Raw genomic sequence first — 21,282 nt, forward strand, 5'->3', positions numbered from 1 at the left:
TAATGCAGTAAGTGGAACTGTTGATTTAAGGTTAGAACTCTATCTGTTCCAACAATATTATTTCTATCGGCTAAGTAACGATTCCGTTTCCTTTCCGCTCCAAAATTTTGTCTTCCGTTTGTGTTGCCCTCAAATATTGTTTAACTAAAAATTTCATTATCATGGAAACAAAAGCAAAGTCGAACGGAATCGCAAAAAGACAAAATGCAACCGTTAAAAAGGAAGTACAGGACAAGTTGACCAGTGAGGCCATTGGAAAAACAGTAGTACCTGAAAAGAAAGTAACGGCTAAAAAGCCCGTTATCAACTTAGACGACCGCATCCAGAAGTTCGAGAAGCTCAGGGGATTGGCCACACAACGTGAACGGTTAACGGAAACCCTCAACGAACTGACCAAGTTCAATTATAACCAGGACGGTTCAAGTTCCTTTTATATCAGGGACTCACGTAACCTGGAATTCAAGACCACCAACTCCAATCTGATAAAGTTGGTCACGACCCACTTACAGTCCACCTTGGAACAACGTAAATCGGAAATCGAACAGCAGATTGTACAATTTGAACTTTAATGCTTGAAATTCCTTCAAATGTGAAAGCCTGCTCCAAAAAGAGCAGGCTTTTCTTTTTATTCATAAATTTTAGTGTGAAATCTCGGTTATACCTCTAAAAACTTTGCAATTATTGAATTATGCGAATCAAGGGTTGAAAACCAGTATTGATTTTCAATAGGTTGTAAAGGCATATTTTATCATTTTTCAATTATAAAAAATGCATAGAATTGATTTTCAATATTTATGGAAATTCAACCCTTGATTCGAATGAATTATCTTCTTTTAAGCTAATTTCATACAATGCCCAATTACAATCACCCTGTTTTAGCTAAAACCTTTAGCCCTCTGAGTTAAAACCGAAAAGCTTTATTTTATGTTTAATGCAATTGCTATTATTTCTTTGTCCTATATAGAGGTCTAGGGCATAGGCATTTATTTCATCGAAATGGTTTTGAAATCCTTCAATGAAGTTTTTAAATAACCCAGAGTCTTTGAAAAATTCATTGCAAATAATCGTAACGTTCCTCGTTGTATCTCCAAAGTCAATTTTTACACCATTTGCTTTTGCAACATTTACATAATGCTCAATTATATATTTTGCCCTTACCAAAGTATGAGGATGAGACTTTTCTCTTGTATAGAAATCTGTATCTAAATTTTCTGGCTGAAACGGATATATTTTACCGTATAAAAAAAGTAACTGAGTAATAAGGATGCTTGAAATACCAAGATACATTAGGCGTTTATAATTATTATCGGTCTGATAAGGCTCAGGTATTTGTTCCTGAAAAAACTGCTGAAAATAAACACTAACAAATTGACACCCATTCAAATCAGCATCATACTCAAATACATGCTTTTCATAGGAATATGTATCGTCAGTCGAATGTTCATTCATTGAAAACACTTTATCCTTGTACTGAACCAAATGTGCAAATTCATGATAGAATGTAAAAATCGTAGATGCTTGGAACATCAAAAATTCAAGACTATTTGGCGTAATATTTTGAAGGTTTTTAAAAGCGACCCAATCGGTTTTATCAAAAAACTGTCCCTTTCTACCCAACTTTCCATATAAGGCCTCCATATAAGGTTTTGAAAACCTAATCCTATATGCACTCTTACCTTTCCCAGCTACTGCATTTATTCTATAAGTATCCCAAAAATAAAAATAGGCAGGCTCGACACCAAATATTGGACTGTACTCAATAATATTATCAACACACCAGTCAAAGTAACGCTGATAAAATGATTCAATTACGTCGCCGGTGAAATCGTAAATTTCTTCTTCCGGTATCCCGAGCGATATTAAGTTTGCTTTATATTCTTGAAAATCAACTTTTTTCATCTAAAGATTGATAATTCTCAAAGATAAAATTATCTCTCATTTATACTATCGATTTTAGCCTCATAATCATTTCTGGCCTTAAATGGGTAGGCATTATAAGACCTCAAGTCCCTTATTCCGTTTGGTACATTTCCCTTTATTTCGTTGCACTGCATTCCGGAAAAAGAGCTGCACTAAAACAAGGTCTTGGACACGCCCCAATCCCCCGTTGCTCCCGTTATGCTTCTCCCGTTCCGTACACTGGAACGAATCGTTCTACTTGCCACTACGCGGATTGGGGCAAGTGCGCTTTTATAATCGGAAGGTCACAGCTTCGGTTTTCTTCACAGGATTTTCGGCAAAGCCTACTTGGGCCTTTGCTCGATAATCCCTAAAACCTAGCTCTGCCCTGTACATTTTAAGGGGTTTATAACGGATAAAGCCTTTATCGTTTTTCGGGGCATCGAAAAACGGGCACAGTATAACCAATTCTAGATTAAACCCGATCGCTCATTTCGCTTAACTACCGGTACGCTCAAATCACGAACGGCTTTAAAAGAATTGCTAATACTCTTATGGAACTTGTCAAGACCATAGCAGGTTTCATTGAAAAATAAGGTTTCCACTGCCTTGTTTTTAGCCCTTCGGTAAAAACTACGTTGCAGACCCTCCTGATTTGTTCCCCGAAAGTCTTGACAAAACCCACTTTATCCATTGGTGCCATGCACGCAAGAAATCAAACAAACACCCCTTAAAATTCAATTGAAATGAAATCCAAAGGGGATTTATTAACCCCGTCTGCCGAAACAAGGCAGGCTTTTAAAACAATTTATTATGAGTACTATCAAAAATCATGTACAGTTAATCGGGAACGTTGGGCAGGAACCAACCATTACGAACCTTGAAAGCGGAAAGAAAGTTGCCCGTTTCTCATTGGCGACCAATGAGAACTACAAAGACGGCAAGGGCGAGAAACAGAACGATACCAATTGGCATACCGTTGTCGCTTGGGGCAAGGTAGCCGACATTGTCGAAAAGTTTGTGGACAAAGGCAAGGAAATCGGTATCGTGGGCAAATTAAAGACCCGAATCTATACCATGGACGATGGCAACCAACGCTATGTTACCGAAGTGGTAGCCGATGAAATCCTATTGATGGGCAACAAGTAAAAAAGTAAAGAGGGTGTTCCCGTGGAAAGTAGCACCCTCTTTTTCATCATTCACTATAAAAGTTAAAACAATGAAGAACAAAGTTAACGAAATACAGATAAGTTACCGAGAGAAAATCGGGACATTGAAATCCGAACCTATCAAAAGTTCAGAGCATGCTGCCAAATTGCTTTTTGACACTTGGGACAAAAATACCATAGGGCTGCACGAAACCTTTAAAATCCTATTGTTGAACAACTCCAATAAGGTCAAAGGGATTTATCCTTTATCTACCGGGGGCATTACGGGTACATTGGTAGATATGCGCATCCTGTTTGCCATTGTGCTGAAGACCCTTTCCGTGGGGATTTTGCTTGCCCACAACCATCCGAGCTATAAGACCGAACCCAGTGAAGCGGACAAACAGCTGACCGATAAAATTAAACGGGCAGCACAGCTTTTCGACATTCGGGTACTTGACCATTTGATTATTACACCAAATGGAAGTTACTACAGCTTTGCGGACAATGGATTGGTATAACTAAAATTGTAGAGCCATGATACATCTCAATTATAACAACCTCGATGACGAGACCCAGGAACGTTTGTTATCCATGTCCAAAAAGGACATTGAAAAGCGGTTTGGGGAACAACTAAGGAACTATGCCAAGAAGCACATTGTAAACTACCAGACCCTATTGGAAGAAGAAGCGATACTAAATCTATACAATTATAAGTATATTTTCAAAATATGAATACCAAATTGAACCAAACAAGCCCATTTATTATGATGGGCTTTTTTTATGTCCAATCACCTGAAAATAGTATATTTACAAAGTTATATTTTAACATTTTTTGGTCATTAAATAATCCGTTTATCGGGTGATTTGACTTTCCTTAAATGACCATTCACCAATAAAAAATAAGGTGCTCAACTTGGGTTGGGCGTCTGAAAATTTTTGTCCCTGCGGGACGAAAATCGAAGAGCAAGAGGGTAACACGCGCTGCGGTGTTACGGTTATTTATTTAGATGTAAAATATTGTAAATCAATAATTTGAAAATATTTAAGGAATTGATTAACAAGGGCTTTTACAGTAAATACGGCCAGACCGCCCATAAACAGGCGATTTTTTACAGTAAAAATGGGAGATACCTATCAAAAATACCGTTTTTCGGCCATCAGTATCAAAAAGGACGTGGCTTTGCGCTTTCGGGAATTTTCCCGTTTGGTGTCGGATTCACATACCTTGACCTTGGTGGCCGTGATGGATTTTTTTGAACGGAACGACCTTTCGCCCAATGATGACCTGGGCATCAATAACAACCGCACCAACAAACGTATCAATGCGGTCATAGCCATCCTGAAGAACATCGAGAAATATCAGACCCTGCCTACCAAGACCATGATGGACTCCCTTTTCCATGAGATGACGGAAATGGAAAAAGAGGAAGAAACCTTTGATTTTGGAACCCCAAAATTATGGGATGCCAACGAAGAGCTTGAGTTCTATAAAACCGGCTATGGAAATCTACAGGAACAATTGACCAATGTTCAGGAAAAGATGGATTCCCTAATGGAAAAGGTCATTTATATAAAATCAGCTTTTGGTCCCGGGTATTTAAAACTGGATATGGACAGGGAATCATTTGATAAACTTAAAAACGAACTGCAACATGTACATCACGATTACAGCACAGAAGATTGACGGTAACTACGCCCAAAGCTCTGCGGACTTTGTTTCCTATCTAGAAAAGGAGAACGAGGGCAAAATTATGGAAGAACAGGAACATTTCTTTAACCAGTACGGGGATGAAATATCCGCGGAACAGGTTATCAACGAAATTGATGGGAACACGGCCAAGCTCAAAAAGAGCGAACCCAAGTTCTATTCCATTACGCTCAACCCAAGTGCCAGGGAACTGAGAGCTATACAGGATTCCCCCGAAGCCCTCAAACGCTACACAAGGGAAGCCATGAAGCAATATGCCAAAGCGTTTCACCGTGACATTGATGGCAGGTCCGTTAGTGTTAACGATATTAAATATTATGCCAAGGTTGAACGGCAGCGTACCTTTAAGGGCACCGATAAGGAAATCCGAGAGAACCAACCCTATGCCACAAGGATATTGGAACTTAAACAACAGATACGTGGAATTGCATCAGGTGAAAAATCTGGTAACATCAAACTATTGCACAAAGAAATACAGAGGCTGGAAAAAGAAGCCCCTCACCAATTGGGTGGCAAACGAATCATTCGGGGAATGGTCAAACCGGGACACCAGAGCCATGTCCATATCATCGTCAGCCGCAAGGATGCCAGTAACCGATTCAGCCTATCCCCAGGGAGCAAGCACAAAGCTTCCGAAGTGGAGCTTCATGGTAAGACCGTTAAACGGGGGTTCGATAGGGACACTTTTTTTAAAAATTCTGAAAAGACCTTTGATGACTTGTTCAAATACAAGCGCAACTATGTGGAGACTTATGCCGCCAGAAAAACTTTTTTGAAAGACCCGAAAAAGTATTTTTCTATGATTTCAGGGCTACCCACCAATGAAAGGGCATTTGCCTATAAACTGCTGTCCAAAACTGGTGTTCCCATCCCTAAAATTCCTGTGAATACCGTGCAGCTTACCTATAAGGCTATCAATAGAATTAAGAAGGGAATTGGAAAGGCCATTGAATCAGGTTCTATAGGAATATGAGTTGGGATTATCCACATATCGTTTTGTTTGTTATCGTTCCAGTGCTGTTTTTGAGTACAGTAATTTATGTTTTTGTATTCGGCGAGAGCGCGAACAAAAATGATAAAAAATACCGGGTACGTTTCAAAATAAGGAATGGCAGATTTAAAATCGATAACATACGACGTGGCGCATCCATAATCGGTTCAGCGGGAAGCGGCAAGACCGAAAGTGTAGTCTATAATTTTTTGCAGCATTTTGCCAAATACCATTTTAGTGGTGTCATCCATGACTACAAGGATTTTGAACTTACCGAAATTGCCTATCCTCTTTTTAAGGACAGTGAAACCAAATTTTATACGATAGCCTTTGACCAGATCCATTACCGAGTGAATCCCATTGCCCCAAAGTACCTGCCCAATGAGGAAAGCGTCAACGAGGTTTCCAGAGTGCTCATGGAAAACCTCTTGGAACAGAACCTTTCGGAAAACACTGGGAGCAACAAATTCTTTTCCGATGCCGTGGAAGGCCTATTGGCGGGACTAATATGGAAGATGAAGACTGCCTATCCCGATCTATGTACGCTACCCCATATCATTGCCCTCTACCAGACCATGAGCACCAAAAAACTGGTGGCTTTTCTTAAATCTGATTTTACCTCCTGGAACATGGCCAGTGCCTTTATAAACGGTATCGAATCCGAAAAGCAGACCGCCGGGGTAAAAAGTTCATTGTCCAATGCCTTTAAAAAGATAAGCTCACAAAAAATGTTCTATGTGTTGTCCAAGGATGAAGTGCCTTTGGACATCAACAATCCCAAAAATCCTGTGGTCATTTCCTTGGTCAACCATCCGAAATACGATACGGTCTATTCGCCCGTCATTGCGCTAATATTGCATACCATTATCAAACAGACGAGCATCCGCAACCGTAACCACTCGTTTCTATTGATGGAGGAAGCACCGACCATCAAACTGCCCAATATGCACCGCATTCCTGCAACGCTTAGAAGTTATGACATCTCTACCGTTTACGTGATGCAGGACAAGATTCAAAATGATTTATTGTATGGGGACAAGGCAAGCAAAGCCATACTAAGTAATCTTTCCTATCAATTTTTTGGCAAGGTGAATGACCCGGACACGGCCAAATACTATGAACGGTTTTTTGAGATTGTCAAGAAACCGACCATGAGCGTCAGTAAAAGTTCAGGGCTCACTCTAGAGAGTAGAATTACCAAAGGGGAAAAGGAGGTTTCCAAGCGTAGAGCAGATATATTCTTCCGGCTAAGACAGGGTGAATTCATTGCCTTTGGGGATGGTATCGATAGAAAAGTCTACTTTAAACTTCAATTAATGCTTAAAGGACGTCCTCAACCAAAAATTACATCCAATAGTTGTAAGGTGCCATTAAATTTTGAAAAGATATATAGCGAAATCCTATCAGCTTTTTAATTTTTCAAACCTCACTATCCCAGAAATTATATCATTATTAACGTCAACGGCAGTGAACTTTCCAGAAGTTGTATCATTATTTCCTTCTAATAAGTCATAAGTATTGATGTATATAGAGGCTTTTTGAATATAGAACAATCCTTTAATGGAAAAATCCATGTTTATAATTTGGCCATTATTTATCAAGTTAATCTGATCATCCTCTATTATAAAAGAATCGTTTAAACTTTTTATGTTCAAATGGTGCTTCTCAATGTTGATTTTTATTGCATAGGCATTCTTATCTTGGTGAAATTCTAATATGTACTTTCCAGAAACATTAAATAGTACTTGGGCATACGGGCTTTTTAACGAAAATAAGAGAGGGCTTTTTCTAATAACACTTTCTACTATAATTCTTTTTTTATTCAATTCTTGGGAAATAATCGGGTCAAATTCTTTATTCGATATTTCTTTTTCCATATCTACTCGGGAATCTGATTTTTTTAATATCATTTTACCCGCAATAGTATTGTCATATTTATCGAACCCTGAATAAGTGCCGATTAAAAAATTTCGTTCATGAGGAGCAGATTTGCCAATAAAAAAAATGAACTTGGCGCCTTCGTTTTTCTTGCTACCTACATAAAATTTCGTATCGAAAAAGACAAAATTTTCACTATGTGTTATAGAACCAAAGAAGGAATAAATCCCTGTTTGCCCATAGTCATCTTCATAAATGTATTTCATTTCAACGTTTTTCCATTGCCTATAGACAATTACTTGTCCTTTGCTCATCTTTTTATCCTCTCCGTAGTAATAGCAAACATAATAATAGTCTTCTACCTTATTTTCTTGATGTAAAAGTTCTAACTGTTTGCTTTTTTGCCTGGGAGTAAAAAAATCTTGGTTTATAAATTCATGAATATCTTTGAATCCCAGATAATTAAAGAATACGTATTTGTATTCTCTACTAATTTTAATAAACGGTTTTCCAGTTGAAGCTTCCCTGTTTTTATTGTATAGGTACTTACCATTGATATATCCTTTAAGTACTGATTCAAGATCTTTTTTTAGATTGGGCAGTTCTATATTGTAATTTCCAAAACCATATAATTGATTTTCCTTATAGCTAGGAAAATTGATGTTATGTTTGCTGCTAAAGTGGTCAATAATCTTCTCTAAAAGTATATTGAAAACAGCTTTGGTAAGCACTAGAGTTCCTTTATTTGTTATATTTTCAGACTTTTCCATATAATTCCTGTTTTCTAATTAGGAATTACAAAAATAAATCAAAAGATTAGGAAATACAATCATGGAATTTAAAATAATTTAGATTTACTCAATCGAACTAATAACTCAATTAAATATGAAATGCAAACTAATACTTTTAGTCCTGATTATGCCGCTAATGACATTTTCACAGGATATCGTTGTAAGTGGTTTTGTCAGTTCTGCTGATGGCCCTCAGCCTTTTGTAAATGTTATTGAAAAAGGCACGTCTAATGGAACCACCACTGACATTGATGGCAATTACTCGTTGTCGGTCAACAAAGGAGCAATCCTCATTTTTTCCTCACTTGGATTTAAAACTCAAGAAATTCCCATAGATGGAAGAAGTAAAATTGATGTTGTTTTGGTGGAAGATGCAGCTCAGCTAGATGAAGTGGTTGTACAGGGTTTTACAGATGTGAAAGGTAGGGCTCGTAAAAGACTGGAATCCATACAAACTATGCCCGAAAGTGTAACTGCAGTGACATCACAACAAATTAATGTAACGGGTATTGAAGATGTTGGAAGCTTTTTGACTCAAATACCTGGTATTTCATATGGCGAGTCACAGGATCCAGGGACAGTTATGGTAAGTGTTAGAGGAATTCCGCAAATTCGATATGGTCCTTCTCCAATTGCAACAGTTATAGATGGAGTATATATGGCCTCTGCAGACTTAAACACCCAAACTCTGTTTGATATTGACCAGATAGAGGTAATCAAAGGTGCTCAAGGTTTGTTTTATGGTAAAAATGCAATAGGTGGGGCTGTAATCATAACTACAAAGCAACCAAAAAATGGGTTTCAAGGCAAAATAAATGCTGGATATGGAAATGGAAACGCCTATAAATTAGGGTCTAGCATATCTGGGTCGATTAAGGATAACAAGTCTTACTATCGTTTAGGTGTAAATTATTCAAATTTTGATGGGTTAATTAATAACACAACCTTGGACGAAAAAGTAGATTTCCGTAGGGATTTAGGAATACGAGGTCAACTAAAATTTAGACTAGGAAATAGTAGTTTACTGTCATTTACTGGCCAGCATAATGATAGTAAAAGCGGGGCTATTACTTTTATTGGAAGTAACAATAACCCTGATTTTGAAGACTCTAACCCTAATAGTTTTGGGGGAAACCCTGACGCTGATTTTTTGGGTGAAGGAACACTAAAGTCAACAATTTTAGCAGCTTCTTTCGAAACAGCATTCAAGGGTTTTAAATTGTTATCACATACTTCTTATTCCGATGTTGATTTATTCTATGATGGGGATTATCTCTCCTTTGCTCCTATTGATAATTATGGGCCAATTCCTGCTGCAACGCAGGATATGACCAGAGCTTCTAGAACTCTAAACGAAGAGCTTAGATTAGTCTCATCCAATCCAATTTCAAAATTCAAATGGAATTTAGGTCTATTTTATCAAAATATTAATTCTGATTGGGATACCAATGCATATCAAAATAATGACCCGAATGATTTAAATTATACCAATACCACCCAAATTGTTATCACCAACGACGACAACAAGTTGAACTCAATTGGTTTATTTGGATTCTTCGAATATGACATAAGTAACAAGTTTAATATTTCAGTAGGTATTCGTAACGAGTGGGAAACTTTAGAGAATATCGAAGGGGTATCCGGAGAAGAAAGCAAAAGAACCTATAATGCGTTTCAACCAAAGTTATCCGCTTCATACAAAATAGCCAAAGAGAACATGCTTTATGCTAGTTATAGTAGGGGGTTTAGAAGTGGAGGTTATAATCCCATAGAGCTTGTGGCTAGTGGTATTGAAAAAGAAATTAGACCGGAATTTACAAATAGCTTTGAAGTTGGGCTTAAAAACAGTTTTTGGAACAATAGATTTATAATTAATCTGGCATACTTCAATACGGTATTTGAAGATCAACAAGTCTACCGATTTGGATCGGATGGAGTTCGAACATTTCTAGGAACAATTAATTTTGAGGAATCCAAGGCGTCAGGATTTGAAATTGACACCAAACTAAGATTATCTAAAAACTTTGACATACTAGGAGGCGCTTCGTTTATAGATACAGAAATTACAAAAGCTTTCGAAGAATCAGCAATTGGAAACAAAATTCCTTTCGCACCGCAAAGTAGTTTTTATGTTGGTCTATTTGGGAACTTTAATACCGGTGAAAACTCAAATATATCTGCCAATGTGAATGTAGAAAACAAGGGGAAAAAATACTGGTTTGCTGATGATTTATATGGTGTAGATCAAGAAAATGTATTCCAAGACCCATACACTTTAGTGAATACAAAATTGATTTATAGTGTCAATAATATTTCGTTTGCAGTTTGGGGTAAAAATATTTTTGATACTCAATATAATCAAGAATGGTGGCCGTTTAGCGTCCTTGACGGTGATCCTACGGGAGGACCAATTGGAGACGTTAGAACACCTAGCCAACCAGCAACATATGGTGTGGAAATATCATATAGGTTTTAATGTAAACTGTTAGTTTTCAATAATTAAGTGTTTTGAATTAGTTAGCCTTCTAGGTAAATTAACATGGTAAGGCCACTAATCATTAGTTGGCCTTTTTTAATAATAAAAAATATAATAATGAGAGTCGCAACAGATATAGGCGGAACTTTTACAGACCTTGTGTGTCTTGAATTTGACGAAAAATCAGGTAAGCCAATTGGAGTCAAAGTGGCCAAATCGGATACTACACCTTCAAACTTTGAAGAAGGGATATTAGATACAATATCTAAGGGTAAAATAGATTTAAACAAAATCGATTTTTTTGCTCATGGTACTACAGTTGTAATAAATGCCTTAACAGAAAGAAAAGGAGCAAAAACAGCTTTAATTACAACAAAAGGATTTAGGGATGTTTTGGAAATTGCAAGATGCAACCGGCCAGATTTATTCAACTTTAACTTTATTAAACAACCTCCGTTTGTACCCAGATATCTGCGATTTGAAGTAGAAGAAAGAATGGATTATAAAGGTCAGGTTTTAACAAATTTGAATATCAGTAATTTGAATTCAATCATTAAATCTTGTAAGGAGGAAAATGTTGAAGCAATAGCAGTATGCTTATTGCATGCTTATAAAAACCCTGACCACGAAATAAAGTTGGTGGAAGAATTATCGAAACTGTTTCCTGAAGTTGAAATTATTGCTTCCTACCAGGTAACTCGTGAATGGAGGGAATATGAGCGTAGTAGTTCAACTGCTTTATCTGCGTATGTATTGCCGATAGCAAAAAAATACCTTAACAACCTCGAAAATAAGCTAAAAAACAAAGGACTAAAGAACTCTCCTTACATCATGCAATCCAACGGAGGGATTACATCAATTAACGATGTAAAAGCCAACCCTATAACCATGGTAGAGTCCGGTCCTGCCAGTGGAGTTTTTGGTGCTATAGCTTTGGGTAAGGTAATTAATAAAAAGGATTTAATTGTATTGGATATAGGTGGTACAACAGCAAAATGTGCCCTGGTAGAAAACGGTCAAGTAAAAATTACAACCAATTATAAAATTGAGCATTCAAGAATTGAAGCTGGCTATCCTATTCAAACCCCTGTAATTGATATTGTAGAAATTGGAAATGGAGGTGGAAGTATTGCTTGGATTGATGAAGGAGGCAAAATGCATGTTGGGCCAAAAAGTGCTGGAGCAATGCCTGGACCTGCTGCATATGGTCGTGGTGGTAAAAACTTAACTACAACTGATGCCAATATTATTACAGGTAGAATTCACCCTGATTACTTTTTAGGAGGGGAATTGCAGCCAGATTATGATAGCATCAATGAAGCTTCTAAAACATTATGTGAAACATTAAAAGGTTCTAAAACTGATATAGCAAAAGGAATAATTCGCGTAGCTAATGCTAATATGGTAAATGCTTTGAAGCTCATATCTATAAATAAGGGGCATGACCCGAGAGATTTTACCATGGTGGTAATTGGTGGTGGAGGCGCAATGCATGGTGCGGATTTAGCTAGGGAACTACAAATATCTGAACTCATAATTCCACCACATGCTGGTGTTTTTTCTGCCTTTGGAATGTTGATGTCCGATATAAGGAGGGATTATATCAGGACCAATGTATTAACACTTGTTCAAGAACAAAGGCATATTATCCAGTCCACATTTAACGAAATGGAAAAAGAAGCGATTGATAATTTTAAGTTGGATGGGTATAATCTTGATGATATAAAATTCACTTATTATACCGACTTACGCTACGTAGGTCAAGAGCATTATGTAAAAGTGTTGCTTTCAGATTTTAATTATGATACACCGCTAGAAACCATTATCGATTTTTTCCATAAAGAACACAAAAAACAATATTCCTTTGAACTAGATGCAATGGTTGAATTAGTAAACTTTCATTTAGTAGCGGAAGTTGAAGTTGAAAAGCCAGATTTTCCACAAATGGATATTACAGGTAAAAAGGTTGAAGATGCAATATTCGATAATAAAGAAGTAGACTTTGATGATTTGGGAATACATACCACACCATTTTACCACAGAGACTTGTTAGAGCCCAATATGACAATAAAAGGGCCAGCAATAATAGCTGAAAAGGCAACAACAACGGTGGTTACCCCCATGCATACGGTTAATATTGATGCATACGGAAATTTAATTTTAACATTACAAAAAGTCTAATTATGGAAAAGTTCACATTAGAAATAATCCAGGATGCTTTGGTAGCTGCTGGAGATGAAATGTTCAAAACACTGGAACGTACCAGTATGAGTCCAATTATATATGAATCACTTGACTACGCCGTGGGTATTACTGATTCCAAAGGTGAATTATTGGCTCAAGGAAACGGCGTAACTGCATTTTTGGCAGCTTTAGATTCTGTAGTTAGGGCTTCATTGGAAAAGTATAATGAGAAAAATCCTTTAAAAGAAGGTGATGTAATTATAGCAAATACACCTTACGCAGGAGGAGGAACACACCTGTCAGATGTATCCGTGGTTTATCCTGTATTTTACAAGGGTGAATTGGTTGCCTTTACGGTTAATAAAGCTCACTGGACAGAATTGGGAGGCACATTCCCAGGTTCCGTTTCAACGGTGGCTACTGAAATCTATCAAGAAGGATTGCACTTCCCATTCATAAAAATAAAATCTGAGGGGGTTTTAAATGCTGCTGTTATCGATATGATAAAAGTTAATGTGCGATTGCCTGATAGTACATTGGGTGATTTGTTTGCCGGTATCGCTGCTGCCGAAGTCGGTGCCAAAAGGGTAATATCAATCATTGAAAAATACGGTCTGGATACCTACAAAAAAGCCAAAAACGATTTCTTAGATTACGGGGAACGTATGTGTATTGAAGCTTTAAAGGATATTCCGAACGGGGTTTATGAAGGAGAAAGCATAATTGAAGACAATGGTTTTGGGGAGGGACCTTTTCCAATTAAAGCAAAAATTACAGTAACAGACACAGAATTTATTGCGGATTTCAACGGGTCGCATCCACAAGTAAAAGGTGCAACCAATTTAGCATTTAGTGGTTTGGTCACAGGCTGTAGAAGTTTGTTTAAGGCTATTACAACACCACGCATGGACGCTAATGGAGGAGCATTCAGACCAATGAAGGTAGTCTGTGAACCTGGAACAATCGTTAGTGCACAGACGCCCTCTGCCGTTTCGGTATACTATGAAGTAATGGTTGCCTCCATAGATTTGGTATGGAAAATTTTAGCTCCTTTGATTCCCAATAAACTGCCTGCTGGCCATTTACGTTCTGTGTGTGCCACATTTATTTCAGGTGTACACCCCGACACCAAGCAATTTTACATTCAGGCAGAGCCTCTTGCTGGAGGATGGGGGGCTTCCTGTGACCATGATGGTAACAGAGGACAATTGTCCTGTGGTAGCGGTGAATCGTACAACATTCCTATCGAGATTAGAGAAATGAGATACGGTATACAAGTAGATCAATACGCATTTCATAATGAAGGGGGAGGTTATGGAGAATACCAAGGAGGTAATGGCCAGTATGTAGATTATAAGATTGTATCAGATGGTGCACACGTAACCGCGGCATTTCTAGGGGAAAAAACAAAAACGTGGGGTATGAAAGGCGGACATGATGGATCCTATAACTATTTCATGATAATAAGAAAAGATGGTACAAAAGAAAGATATAGCCTAGGAACCAACATTTATCTGGAAAAAGGAGATATAGTTCGATGTGTAACGGCTACCGGAGGCGGGTATGGAAATCCAAAAGACAGACCAAGAGAACAAGTTTTATTGGACATAAAGAATGGGTACATAACACAGAAAGAAGCTCAAGAATTTTATAAGGTATCGTAACCATGTTCTTTGATAAAGAAACATATGTAAATAGAAGATCCGAATTAATCAAAAAAATAGGTAGCGGCATTATTGTTTTACCTGGAAATAGTGAATCTGCTAGAAATTTTAAGGCTAATACCTATTTTTTTGTTCAGGACAGCTCGTTCCTTTATTATATGGGGATAAACCTACCGGATTTGGTCTTGGTTCTCAATTGTGAAACGGGGGAATCCATACTTTTTGGAAATGAAGTTTCTTTGGAACATACTATTTGGATAGGACCTCAAGAACCTTTGAGGAGCAAAGCCTATAATGTAGGTGTTTACAAAGTGTTAAGCTTTGATAAGCTATCTGATTATATCAAAGATTATTTGAACATAACTAAAATCCATTTTTTACCGCCGTATCGCATATCCACAACATTATTATTATCAAACCTTGTAGGTCTTTCTATCCGGGAAGTCAGTGTGAACAGTTCTAAAGAGCTAATTGATGCTGTTGTATCTCAGAGAGAAATTAAATCATCTGAAGAAATTGATGAGTTAGAACAAGCTATTGGTATCACAAAAGAAATGCATGTAAAAGTCATTTCAAAAGCCAAACCGGGTCTAAAGGAGTCAGACTTAGTTGGAGCTTTGGAAAGTTCGGCAATTAGTGCTGGAGGCAGAACAGCTTACCCTCCTATAGTTTCGATTCAAGGTCAAATTTTACACAATATTAATTATACAAATGAGCTTCGAAGAGGTCAACTGCTATTGGGTGATTTCGGCGGATTATCAAGTTCAGGATATGCAGGTGACATCACAAGAACTATTCCTGTTTCAGGAAAGTTTAGTGCAAAACAAAAAGAAATCTATCAAATTGTACTAGATGCCCAAAAAAGGGCAATAGAAATGCTGGAACCCAATGTGCTTTATAGGGATGTTCATTTAGCTGCATGTTACAAATTAGCTGAGGGATTAAAAGATTTGGGTTTAATGAAAGGGGATGTTAAGGATGCAGTAGCTACTGGGGCTCATGCATTGTTTTTTCCTCACGGATTGGGACATATGATAGGCTTGGATGTCCACGATATGGAAAGCTTAGGAGAAAATAATGTGGGCTATGATACTGAGGTTTTAAAATCTGAACAATTTGGTTTAAAGTCATTAAGACTAGGAAAAAGACTAAAAGAAGGGTTCACCATTACTGTAGAACCCGGGATTTATTTTATTCCAGAATTATTCCATGAATGGAAATCGAATAATGTGGAATGTGCTCCCTTTTTGAATTTCCCCACTATCGAATCGTACTTAGATTTTGGAGGAGTAAGAATTGAAGATGAGTATGTTATAACTCGTTCCGGAAGCAATCTTATTGGCGAATACATTCCTAAAGAGATAAGTGAAATTGAACAGATTATGAATTAAACAGATTAAATAAAACAATTGCCAAAATAGAATTAATTATGAAAGACACATTAAAGATCATGTACCTATCTCCAATCGGATTTAGTGCATATGACACAATTTTTGCGGAAATGATTAAGGAAAATAAGTTTTCCAATACTGAAGTGCATGTTACCTCAATGTCCTCACGTGTTGGGTTAATGGACAATTTAGAATACAGAACATATAATGCTCTGATAGCAACTGAATTGATTAAGGCAACCCGTCAGGCTTCTAAAGAAGGTTTTGACGCCCTGATTATTGGTTGCTTTTATGACCCTTTTCTATTGGATGCAAGAGAAATTTCCGGGGACATGGTTGTTGTTGGCCCCTCTCATTCATCGATAGAGATTGCATTAAAATTATCAAATAAGTTTTCCGTAATCATAGGTCAAACGAAGTGGGAGCATGAAATGCACTCTACAATTAAAGAATATGGTTATGGAGAGCACTTGGCTTCTTTTAGAAGTGTAGAAATGAATGTTTGCGAATTTCAAAAAGATCATGATATAACAGCTAGTAAATTATTTAAGGCTGCTGAAATGGCGGTAAAAGAAGACCATGCCGAGTCAATAATTCTTGGTTGCACATTAGAATTTGGCTTTTACGAAAAAATTCAAGAAAAATTACAAGTTCCTGTTATTGACCCCTCTCTTGCGTCATTAAAACAAGCCGAACAAGCCGCGTATTTGAAAAGAAATTTTGGATGGAAACCTTCTAGAAAATGGAGCTGTGAAGCACCTCCATGTGCCGATATTGAGCAATTCGGACTTTTTAAGGAAGAATTTGTTTTTGGGAATAGAATAATTGTCAAATAAAGGAAGAATATAATTCCTTTGGTATTATCGAGACTTAGTTGCCCATCTGGTTCCTAAGAAGATTATCTAATGGAATTACTAAAACATTATGAAGGTGATTGGAAACTCCAATTTGGTGCCACCTTTAAAAAAAAATGCTCGAATACCTTTTGATAGTGACTATACCAGGTATTAAGAAGTAAAAATAGTATGCATTCTTGAAGACAAACTAAAAGAGAAGATTGTTTTAAAGTTTGGTGATGTTTTTAAGATAAATAAAAGAGAGGGGCATGCAGGGTATATTTTAGTAGATACAAAGCTAATTTATATAATGTTTAAAAAAGAAGTTTTTCCCGAAAGGTAAAATCTATATTAACTCATCAATATTAATAAAATGATATTAAAAGAAATTATATACCCAGACCCAAAAGATTATTATAACAATGAATTATTAACTCATGAAAATGCTGGAGTATTAACCACCTTTGGGACTGTCTACTTAAAAAAGGGTTCTCGTATCCCTGAGAAAGGATTTTCACGTCATCCATTTAACGAAGTCTCTATTGTAACAGAAGGTTGTATAGAAATGCTAAACGAAGATGGCTCAGTGGCAGGATATCTCAAAAAAGGAACTGTAGTATACATTAATGCGCTTGAACTGCAGGCTGGTAATGTCCTAGAAGATACAAGGCTTATATATGTTTTGAACCAAAAAGTATGAAAGCAATTAGATTCCATAAAATTGGAGGACCTGAAGTCTTACAGTTTGATAATGTAGATATACAACAACCAAAAAATGATGAAGTTCTGTTCAAGGTAGAAGCCTTCTCATTAAACCAAGCAGATATTTTATTTATTAATGGGATGCATTATACTCAACCTATTTTTCCTTCTCGCATTGGTTCAGAAGCTACGGGAGAGGTTGTTGAAGTAGGTCCCAATGTCACCAAATTCAAAAAAGGCGATAAAGTAACCTCTATTCCTTTTTATACTCAAAAGTATGGCGTTCAAGGTGAGTATGCTACAGTTCCGGAAATGTATTTAACCAAAGTTCCCGATAATTATGAAGTAGAAGAAGCCACTTCGTTTTGGATGCAATATCTCACGGCCTATTATGCCCTGTTTAAATTGGGAAATGTTAAAAAAGGAGATTGCGTTTTTATTCCGGCAACTTCTGGTACTGCCGGACAAGGCGCACTAAAATTGGCCAAAGATGCAGGAGCTATTGTAATTGGCTCAACGCGAACGCAAGCAAAGAAAAAGTTTCTTTACGAACTTGGAACAGATCATGTAATTGTAACCAATGAGGAAAACACAAATGAAAAACTAAAAGAAATTGTGAGGGACCAAGGAATCAAATTTTCTTTTGATCCCATTGGTAATACCGAATTTATTAAACAGTATATGCCACTACTTTCCTTTGGAGGCTCTGCGGCTATTTATGGATTGTTAAGCGGTGAATTCCCAACATTTCCATTGCTTGATTTGGTAAGAAATAATGCTACGCTCTACGCTTATTCCTTGTTCAACCATGTTATAGATAGAAAAGAACTAAAAGAAGGGACGGATTATGTACTTAAAAGAATTAAGGAAGGACGGCTTAAACCATTGGTAGATAAAGTTTTTGATTTTCAAGATACGGTTGAAGCCTATCAATACATGCTCTCCAATAAACAAAAAGGTAAAATAGTAATAAAAGTTTAAACGAATAATCTAGATAGAATAATAAAATCATGACTAAAGGATCTTTTAATGTTCCTCAAGCGATTAACGAAAAAGTTAAAAGCTATGCTCCCAATTCAGAAGAGAGACAGTTGGTATTAGAAGCTTACAAGGAAATGTACAACCAAGAAGTTGACATTCCTTTTTATATAGGCGGTGGGGAAATAAGAACTGGTAATACAATAGGGATATACCCTCCCCATGATAATAAACATCGCATCGGCCAATATCATCAAGCCGAAAAGCAACATATAGAACTAGCTATACAAAAAGCAGCAGAGGCACGTGTGAAATGGGCCAAAATTTCATGGGAACAAAGAGCTTCAATTTTTTTGAAAGCTGCCGAATTATTGGCTGGTCCGTATAGATATAGGCTAAATGCAGCGACAATGATAGCCCAGTCTAAAAATGTATACCAAGCCGAAATTGATTCAGCTTGTGAACTTATCGATTTTCTGCGTTTCAACGTTCAATTTATGTCCGATATATACAGTAATCAGCCATTGTCATCTGCTGGTGTTTGGAACAGAATGGAGTATCGACCTTTAGAAGGCTTTGTGTACGCTATAACACCTTTCAATTTTACCGCAATAGCGGGAAACTTACCAGCTTCAGCAGCATTAATGGGCAACGTTGTTATCTGGAAACCTGCATCTAGCCAAATATACTCGGCCAATGTAATTATGGAACTATTTAAAGAGGCTGGATTGCCCGATGGAGTCATAAATATGGTAACTGGTAGTTCCAGTATGATTTCCGATGTTTTGCTTAATAGCCCTAATCTTGCTGGAATTCACTTTACAGGTTCCACCCCCGTATTTAATAGTTTTTGGAAAACTATTGGTGATAATATAAACAACTATAAAACGTATCCCAGAATTGTGGGAGAAACTGGGGGAAAAGACTTTATATGGGCACACCCAACAGCAAATGCGCAAGAAGTTGCCACCGCAATTTCAAGAGGTGCTTTTGAATACCAAGGTCAAAAATGTAGTGCGGCTTCAAGAGCCTATATCCCTAAAAGTCTATGGAACGATGTTAGAACGCATATACTGGAAGATATCAATTCTTTCAAAATGGGGAGTCCAGAGGACCCTTCCAATTTCATTAATGCGGTTATTGATAAAAGAGCATTCACAAAGCTTTCTGGTTATATAGAACAAGCTAGGAAAGATGTCGATGCTGAAATAATTATAGGCGGCGGATATGACGATTCCAAGGGCTATTTTATTGAGCCAACTGTAATTGTAACCACCAATCCTTTATACGAAACCATGTGTACTGAATTATTTGGTCCAATTATAACCATTTATGTGTTTGAAGACGAAGATTGGGAATCGGTTTTAGATTTGGTAGATCAAACTGGTGAATATGCCCTAACTGGTGCCATTTTCAGTGGCGATCGCTATGTCATCGATGCAGCTACTAAGAAATTAGAGAATGCAGCTGGAAATTTCTATATAAATGACAAACCTACTGGAGCGGTTGTAGGTCAACAACCCTTTGGCGGTGCCCGTGCATCAGGAACAAATGACAAAGCTGGTTCAATATGGAATTTATTAAGATGGGTAAGCAATAGAACAATAAAAGAAACATTCTTTCCACCTAAAAATTACAGATATCCCTTTTTAGGATAGTCATAAAGAACATGAATTGGATTTCAAATGAATTTATTAAGGAGAATATTAATTATCCAGAGCTTGTTGAAGCTTTGGAAATGGCTTTTGGATTAAATACAATTCAATGTCCTCCAAAACAGTCATACAATTACAAAAGCACTAACAGCAGTGAAGATAATACTTTATTGTTCATGCCTTCATGGGACAACGAAAGCTATTTTGGGGTAAAACTCATTACTGCTACACCCAACAATAGTAAATTGAACAACCCTAAAATACCTTATCTCAATGGACTGTATATGCTTTTTAATGCGGAAAATGGCTTGCCATTGGTAGTCATGGATGCCAAATTGATTACAAATATTCGGACCGCTGCCACTTCTGTATTGGCATCAAGTTTTTTGGCGAAAAAACAGGCCTCAAAAATATTAATAATTGGAAATGGCACGCTTTCGCCTTTTTATATCCAGGCCTATGCTTCGAAACAAAACATCACCACTATTTATCTATGGGGTCGGAATTATAAAAAATCCAAGCAAGTAGTTGAGGCATTGGATGATTGTTCGGTAAAGGTTGAGGCTGTTGAAGATTTTGTTCCGATTGTAAGAGAAATGGACATCATAAGTTGTATTACATCCTCGCATGATCCAATTTTAACTAAAGAGCATGTCTCAAGCGGTCAACATTTTGATTTGGCAGGGTCATACGCTGAAGACATGCACGAAGTGAGCGAAGATGTTGTTGCCGCCTGTTCTATTTATACAGATAATTTTGATGTTACCTTAAAACATGCAGGAGAACTGGTGAAAGCTCTAAAAGAGAACAAAATCAATAAATCTGATATCAAAGGTGATTTAAGATTCCTATGTATAGACAATTTATCGAAAAGGAATTCAGATGAGGAAAACACACTATTTAAGTGTACAGGGATGGCAATTGAGGATTTGGTGATAGCAAAATTAGTTTATGATAAATACACAAATAAAAAATAGA

Annotated in this window: 18 protein-coding genes; 16 read left to right on the forward strand and 2 right to left on the reverse strand. The window is 37.1% G+C overall.

The window, feature by feature from the left end:
* Window positions 1-161 precede the first annotated feature (161 nt).
* Window positions 162-569 (forward strand): hypothetical protein, encoded by a 408-nt coding sequence (locus tag J0656_RS19300; protein WP_207036815.1) that lies wholly within the window; start codon window positions 162-164, stop codon window positions 567-569.
* Window positions 570-888: 319 nt separating this feature from the next.
* On the opposite strand, the gene J0656_RS19305 is transcribed toward J0656_RS19300, so the two are convergent.
* Window positions 889-1,899, reverse strand: a complete 1,011-nt coding sequence (locus J0656_RS19305; RefSeq protein WP_207036817.1) for a hypothetical protein — start codon at window positions 1,897-1,899, stop codon at window positions 889-891.
* Window positions 1,900-2,712: 813 nt separating this feature from the next.
* Between J0656_RS19305 and J0656_RS19310 the strand changes: the two genes are divergently transcribed.
* The 6 genes from J0656_RS19310 to J0656_RS19335 all read left to right on the forward strand — a co-directional run bounded on the left by J0656_RS19310 (window position 2,713) and on the right by J0656_RS19335 (window position 7,164).
* Window positions 2,713-3,048, forward strand: coding sequence for a single-stranded DNA-binding protein (locus tag J0656_RS19310; protein WP_207036819.1), 336 nt, complete (start codon window positions 2,713-2,715; stop codon window positions 3,046-3,048).
* Between the two features lie 70 nt (window positions 3,049-3,118).
* Window positions 3,119-3,568, forward strand: coding sequence for a JAB domain-containing protein (locus tag J0656_RS19315; RefSeq protein ID WP_207036821.1), 450 nt, complete (start codon window positions 3,119-3,121; stop codon window positions 3,566-3,568).
* A 16-nt stretch (window positions 3,569-3,584) separates the two neighbouring features.
* Window positions 3,585-3,782 (forward strand): hypothetical protein, encoded by a 198-nt coding sequence (locus tag J0656_RS19320; RefSeq protein WP_207036822.1) that lies wholly within the window; start codon window positions 3,585-3,587, stop codon window positions 3,780-3,782.
* Between the two features lie 388 nt (window positions 3,783-4,170).
* On the forward strand, window positions 4,171-4,734 hold the full coding sequence (locus J0656_RS19325) for a BfmA/BtgA family mobilization protein (RefSeq protein ID WP_207036825.1): 564 nt from the start codon (window positions 4,171-4,173) through the stop codon (window positions 4,732-4,734).
* Window positions 4,703-5,731: a MobB family relaxase gene (gene mobB / locus J0656_RS19330; protein ID WP_207036827.1), complete on the forward strand. Its 1,029-nt coding sequence runs from the start codon at window positions 4,703-4,705 to the stop codon at window positions 5,729-5,731. The genes J0656_RS19325 and mobB overlap by 32 nt, the downstream gene beginning before the upstream one ends.
* Before the next feature lie 41 nt (window positions 5,732-5,772).
* Window positions 5,773-7,164: a type IV secretory system conjugative DNA transfer family protein gene (locus J0656_RS19335; protein ID WP_417947771.1), complete on the forward strand. Its 1,392-nt coding sequence runs from the start codon at window positions 5,773-5,775 to the stop codon at window positions 7,162-7,164.
* Here J0656_RS19335 and J0656_RS19340 read toward each other — a convergent pair.
* Window positions 7,153-8,397: a hypothetical protein gene (locus J0656_RS19340; RefSeq protein WP_207036831.1), complete on the reverse strand. Its 1,245-nt coding sequence runs from the start codon at window positions 8,395-8,397 to the stop codon at window positions 7,153-7,155. The two genes, J0656_RS19335 and J0656_RS19340, sit on opposite strands and share 12 nt — an antisense overlap.
* A gap of 115 nt (window positions 8,398-8,512) precedes the next feature.
* On the opposite strand from J0656_RS19340, the gene J0656_RS19345 reads away from it, so the two are divergent.
* The 9 genes from J0656_RS19345 (at window position 8,513) to J0656_RS19385 (ending at window position 21,281) form a co-directional block, all read left to right on the forward strand.
* The gene (locus J0656_RS19345) at window positions 8,513-10,894 is read left to right on the forward strand and encodes a TonB-dependent receptor (protein ID WP_207036833.1); all 2,382 of its coding nucleotides are present in this window, start codon (window positions 8,513-8,515) and stop codon (window positions 10,892-10,894) included.
* Between the two features lie 117 nt (window positions 10,895-11,011).
* Window positions 11,012-13,075 carry a hydantoinase/oxoprolinase family protein gene (locus J0656_RS19350; RefSeq protein ID WP_207036835.1) on the forward strand — a complete coding sequence of 688 codons (2,064 nt, stop codon included), beginning with the start codon at window positions 11,012-11,014 and terminating at the stop codon, window positions 13,073-13,075.
* Window positions 13,076-13,077: 2 nt separating this feature from the next.
* On the forward strand, window positions 13,078-14,742 hold the full coding sequence (locus J0656_RS19355; protein ID WP_207036838.1) for a hydantoinase B/oxoprolinase family protein: 1,665 nt from the start codon (window positions 13,078-13,080) through the stop codon (window positions 14,740-14,742).
* A gap of 2 nt (window positions 14,743-14,744) precedes the next feature.
* Entirely contained in the window at window positions 14,745-16,133 is a 1,389-nt protein-coding gene (locus J0656_RS19360; RefSeq protein WP_207036840.1) for an aminopeptidase P family protein, read from the forward strand.
* A 38-nt stretch (window positions 16,134-16,171) separates the two neighbouring features.
* On the forward strand, window positions 16,172-16,969 hold the full coding sequence (locus J0656_RS19365) for an aspartate/glutamate racemase family protein (RefSeq protein WP_207036842.1): 798 nt from the start codon (window positions 16,172-16,174) through the stop codon (window positions 16,967-16,969).
* Between the two features lie 373 nt (window positions 16,970-17,342).
* Window positions 17,343-17,669, forward strand: a complete 327-nt coding sequence (locus tag J0656_RS19370) for a hypothetical protein (RefSeq protein ID WP_207036844.1) — start codon at window positions 17,343-17,345, stop codon at window positions 17,667-17,669.
* A complete protein-coding gene (locus J0656_RS19375) occupies window positions 17,666-18,652 on the forward strand; it encodes a zinc-dependent alcohol dehydrogenase family protein (RefSeq protein ID WP_207036846.1) in 987 nt (328 codons plus the stop codon). Before J0656_RS19370 ends, J0656_RS19375 begins: the two co-directional genes overlap by 4 nt.
* A 29-nt stretch (window positions 18,653-18,681) precedes the next feature.
* Window positions 18,682-20,307, forward strand: a complete 1,626-nt coding sequence (pruA, locus tag J0656_RS19380; protein WP_207036847.1) for an L-glutamate gamma-semialdehyde dehydrogenase — start codon at window positions 18,682-18,684, stop codon at window positions 20,305-20,307.
* Window positions 20,308-20,318: 11 nt separating this feature from the next.
* Entirely contained in the window at window positions 20,319-21,281 is a 963-nt protein-coding gene (locus J0656_RS19385; protein WP_207036849.1) for an ornithine cyclodeaminase family protein, read from the forward strand.
* Window position 21,282 lies beyond the last annotated feature (1 nt).

This window comes from Flagellimonas aurea (assembly GCF_017313785.1).
In the GTDB taxonomy this organism is placed as follows: Bacteria; Bacteroidota; Bacteroidia; order Flavobacteriales; family Flavobacteriaceae; genus Flagellimonas; species Flagellimonas aurea.

Coding starts and splice junctions, on each gene's coding strand:
- J0656_RS19300 (WP_207036815.1), top strand. CDS start 162: ATGGAAACAAAAGCAAAGTCGAACGGAATCGCAAAAAGACAAAATGCA.
- J0656_RS19305 (WP_207036817.1), bottom strand. CDS start 1,899: ATGAAAAAAGTTGATTTTCAAGAATATAAAGCAAACTTAATATCGCTC.
- J0656_RS19310 (WP_207036819.1), top strand. CDS start 2,713: ATGAGTACTATCAAAAATCATGTACAGTTAATCGGGAACGTTGGGCAG.
- J0656_RS19315 (WP_207036821.1), top strand. CDS start 3,119: ATGAAGAACAAAGTTAACGAAATACAGATAAGTTACCGAGAGAAAATC.
- J0656_RS19320 (WP_207036822.1), top strand. CDS start 3,585: ATGATACATCTCAATTATAACAACCTCGATGACGAGACCCAGGAACGT.
- J0656_RS19325 (WP_207036825.1), top strand. CDS start 4,171: ATGGGAGATACCTATCAAAAATACCGTTTTTCGGCCATCAGTATCAAA.
- mobB (WP_207036827.1), top strand. CDS start 4,703: ATGTACATCACGATTACAGCACAGAAGATTGACGGTAACTACGCCCAA.
- J0656_RS19340 (WP_207036831.1), bottom strand. CDS start 8,397: ATGGAAAAGTCTGAAAATATAACAAATAAAGGAACTCTAGTGCTTACC.
- J0656_RS19345 (WP_207036833.1), top strand. CDS start 8,513: ATGAAATGCAAACTAATACTTTTAGTCCTGATTATGCCGCTAATGACA.
- J0656_RS19350 (WP_207036835.1), top strand. CDS start 11,012: ATGAGAGTCGCAACAGATATAGGCGGAACTTTTACAGACCTTGTGTGT.
- J0656_RS19355 (WP_207036838.1), top strand. CDS start 13,078: ATGGAAAAGTTCACATTAGAAATAATCCAGGATGCTTTGGTAGCTGCT.
- J0656_RS19360 (WP_207036840.1), top strand. CDS start 14,745: ATGTTCTTTGATAAAGAAACATATGTAAATAGAAGATCCGAATTAATC.
- J0656_RS19365 (WP_207036842.1), top strand. CDS start 16,172: ATGAAAGACACATTAAAGATCATGTACCTATCTCCAATCGGATTTAGT.
- J0656_RS19370 (WP_207036844.1), top strand. CDS start 17,343: ATGATATTAAAAGAAATTATATACCCAGACCCAAAAGATTATTATAAC.
- J0656_RS19375 (WP_207036846.1), top strand. CDS start 17,666: ATGAAAGCAATTAGATTCCATAAAATTGGAGGACCTGAAGTCTTACAG.
- pruA (WP_207036847.1), top strand. CDS start 18,682: ATGACTAAAGGATCTTTTAATGTTCCTCAAGCGATTAACGAAAAAGTT.
- J0656_RS19385 (WP_207036849.1), top strand. CDS start 20,319: ATGAATTGGATTTCAAATGAATTTATTAAGGAGAATATTAATTATCCA.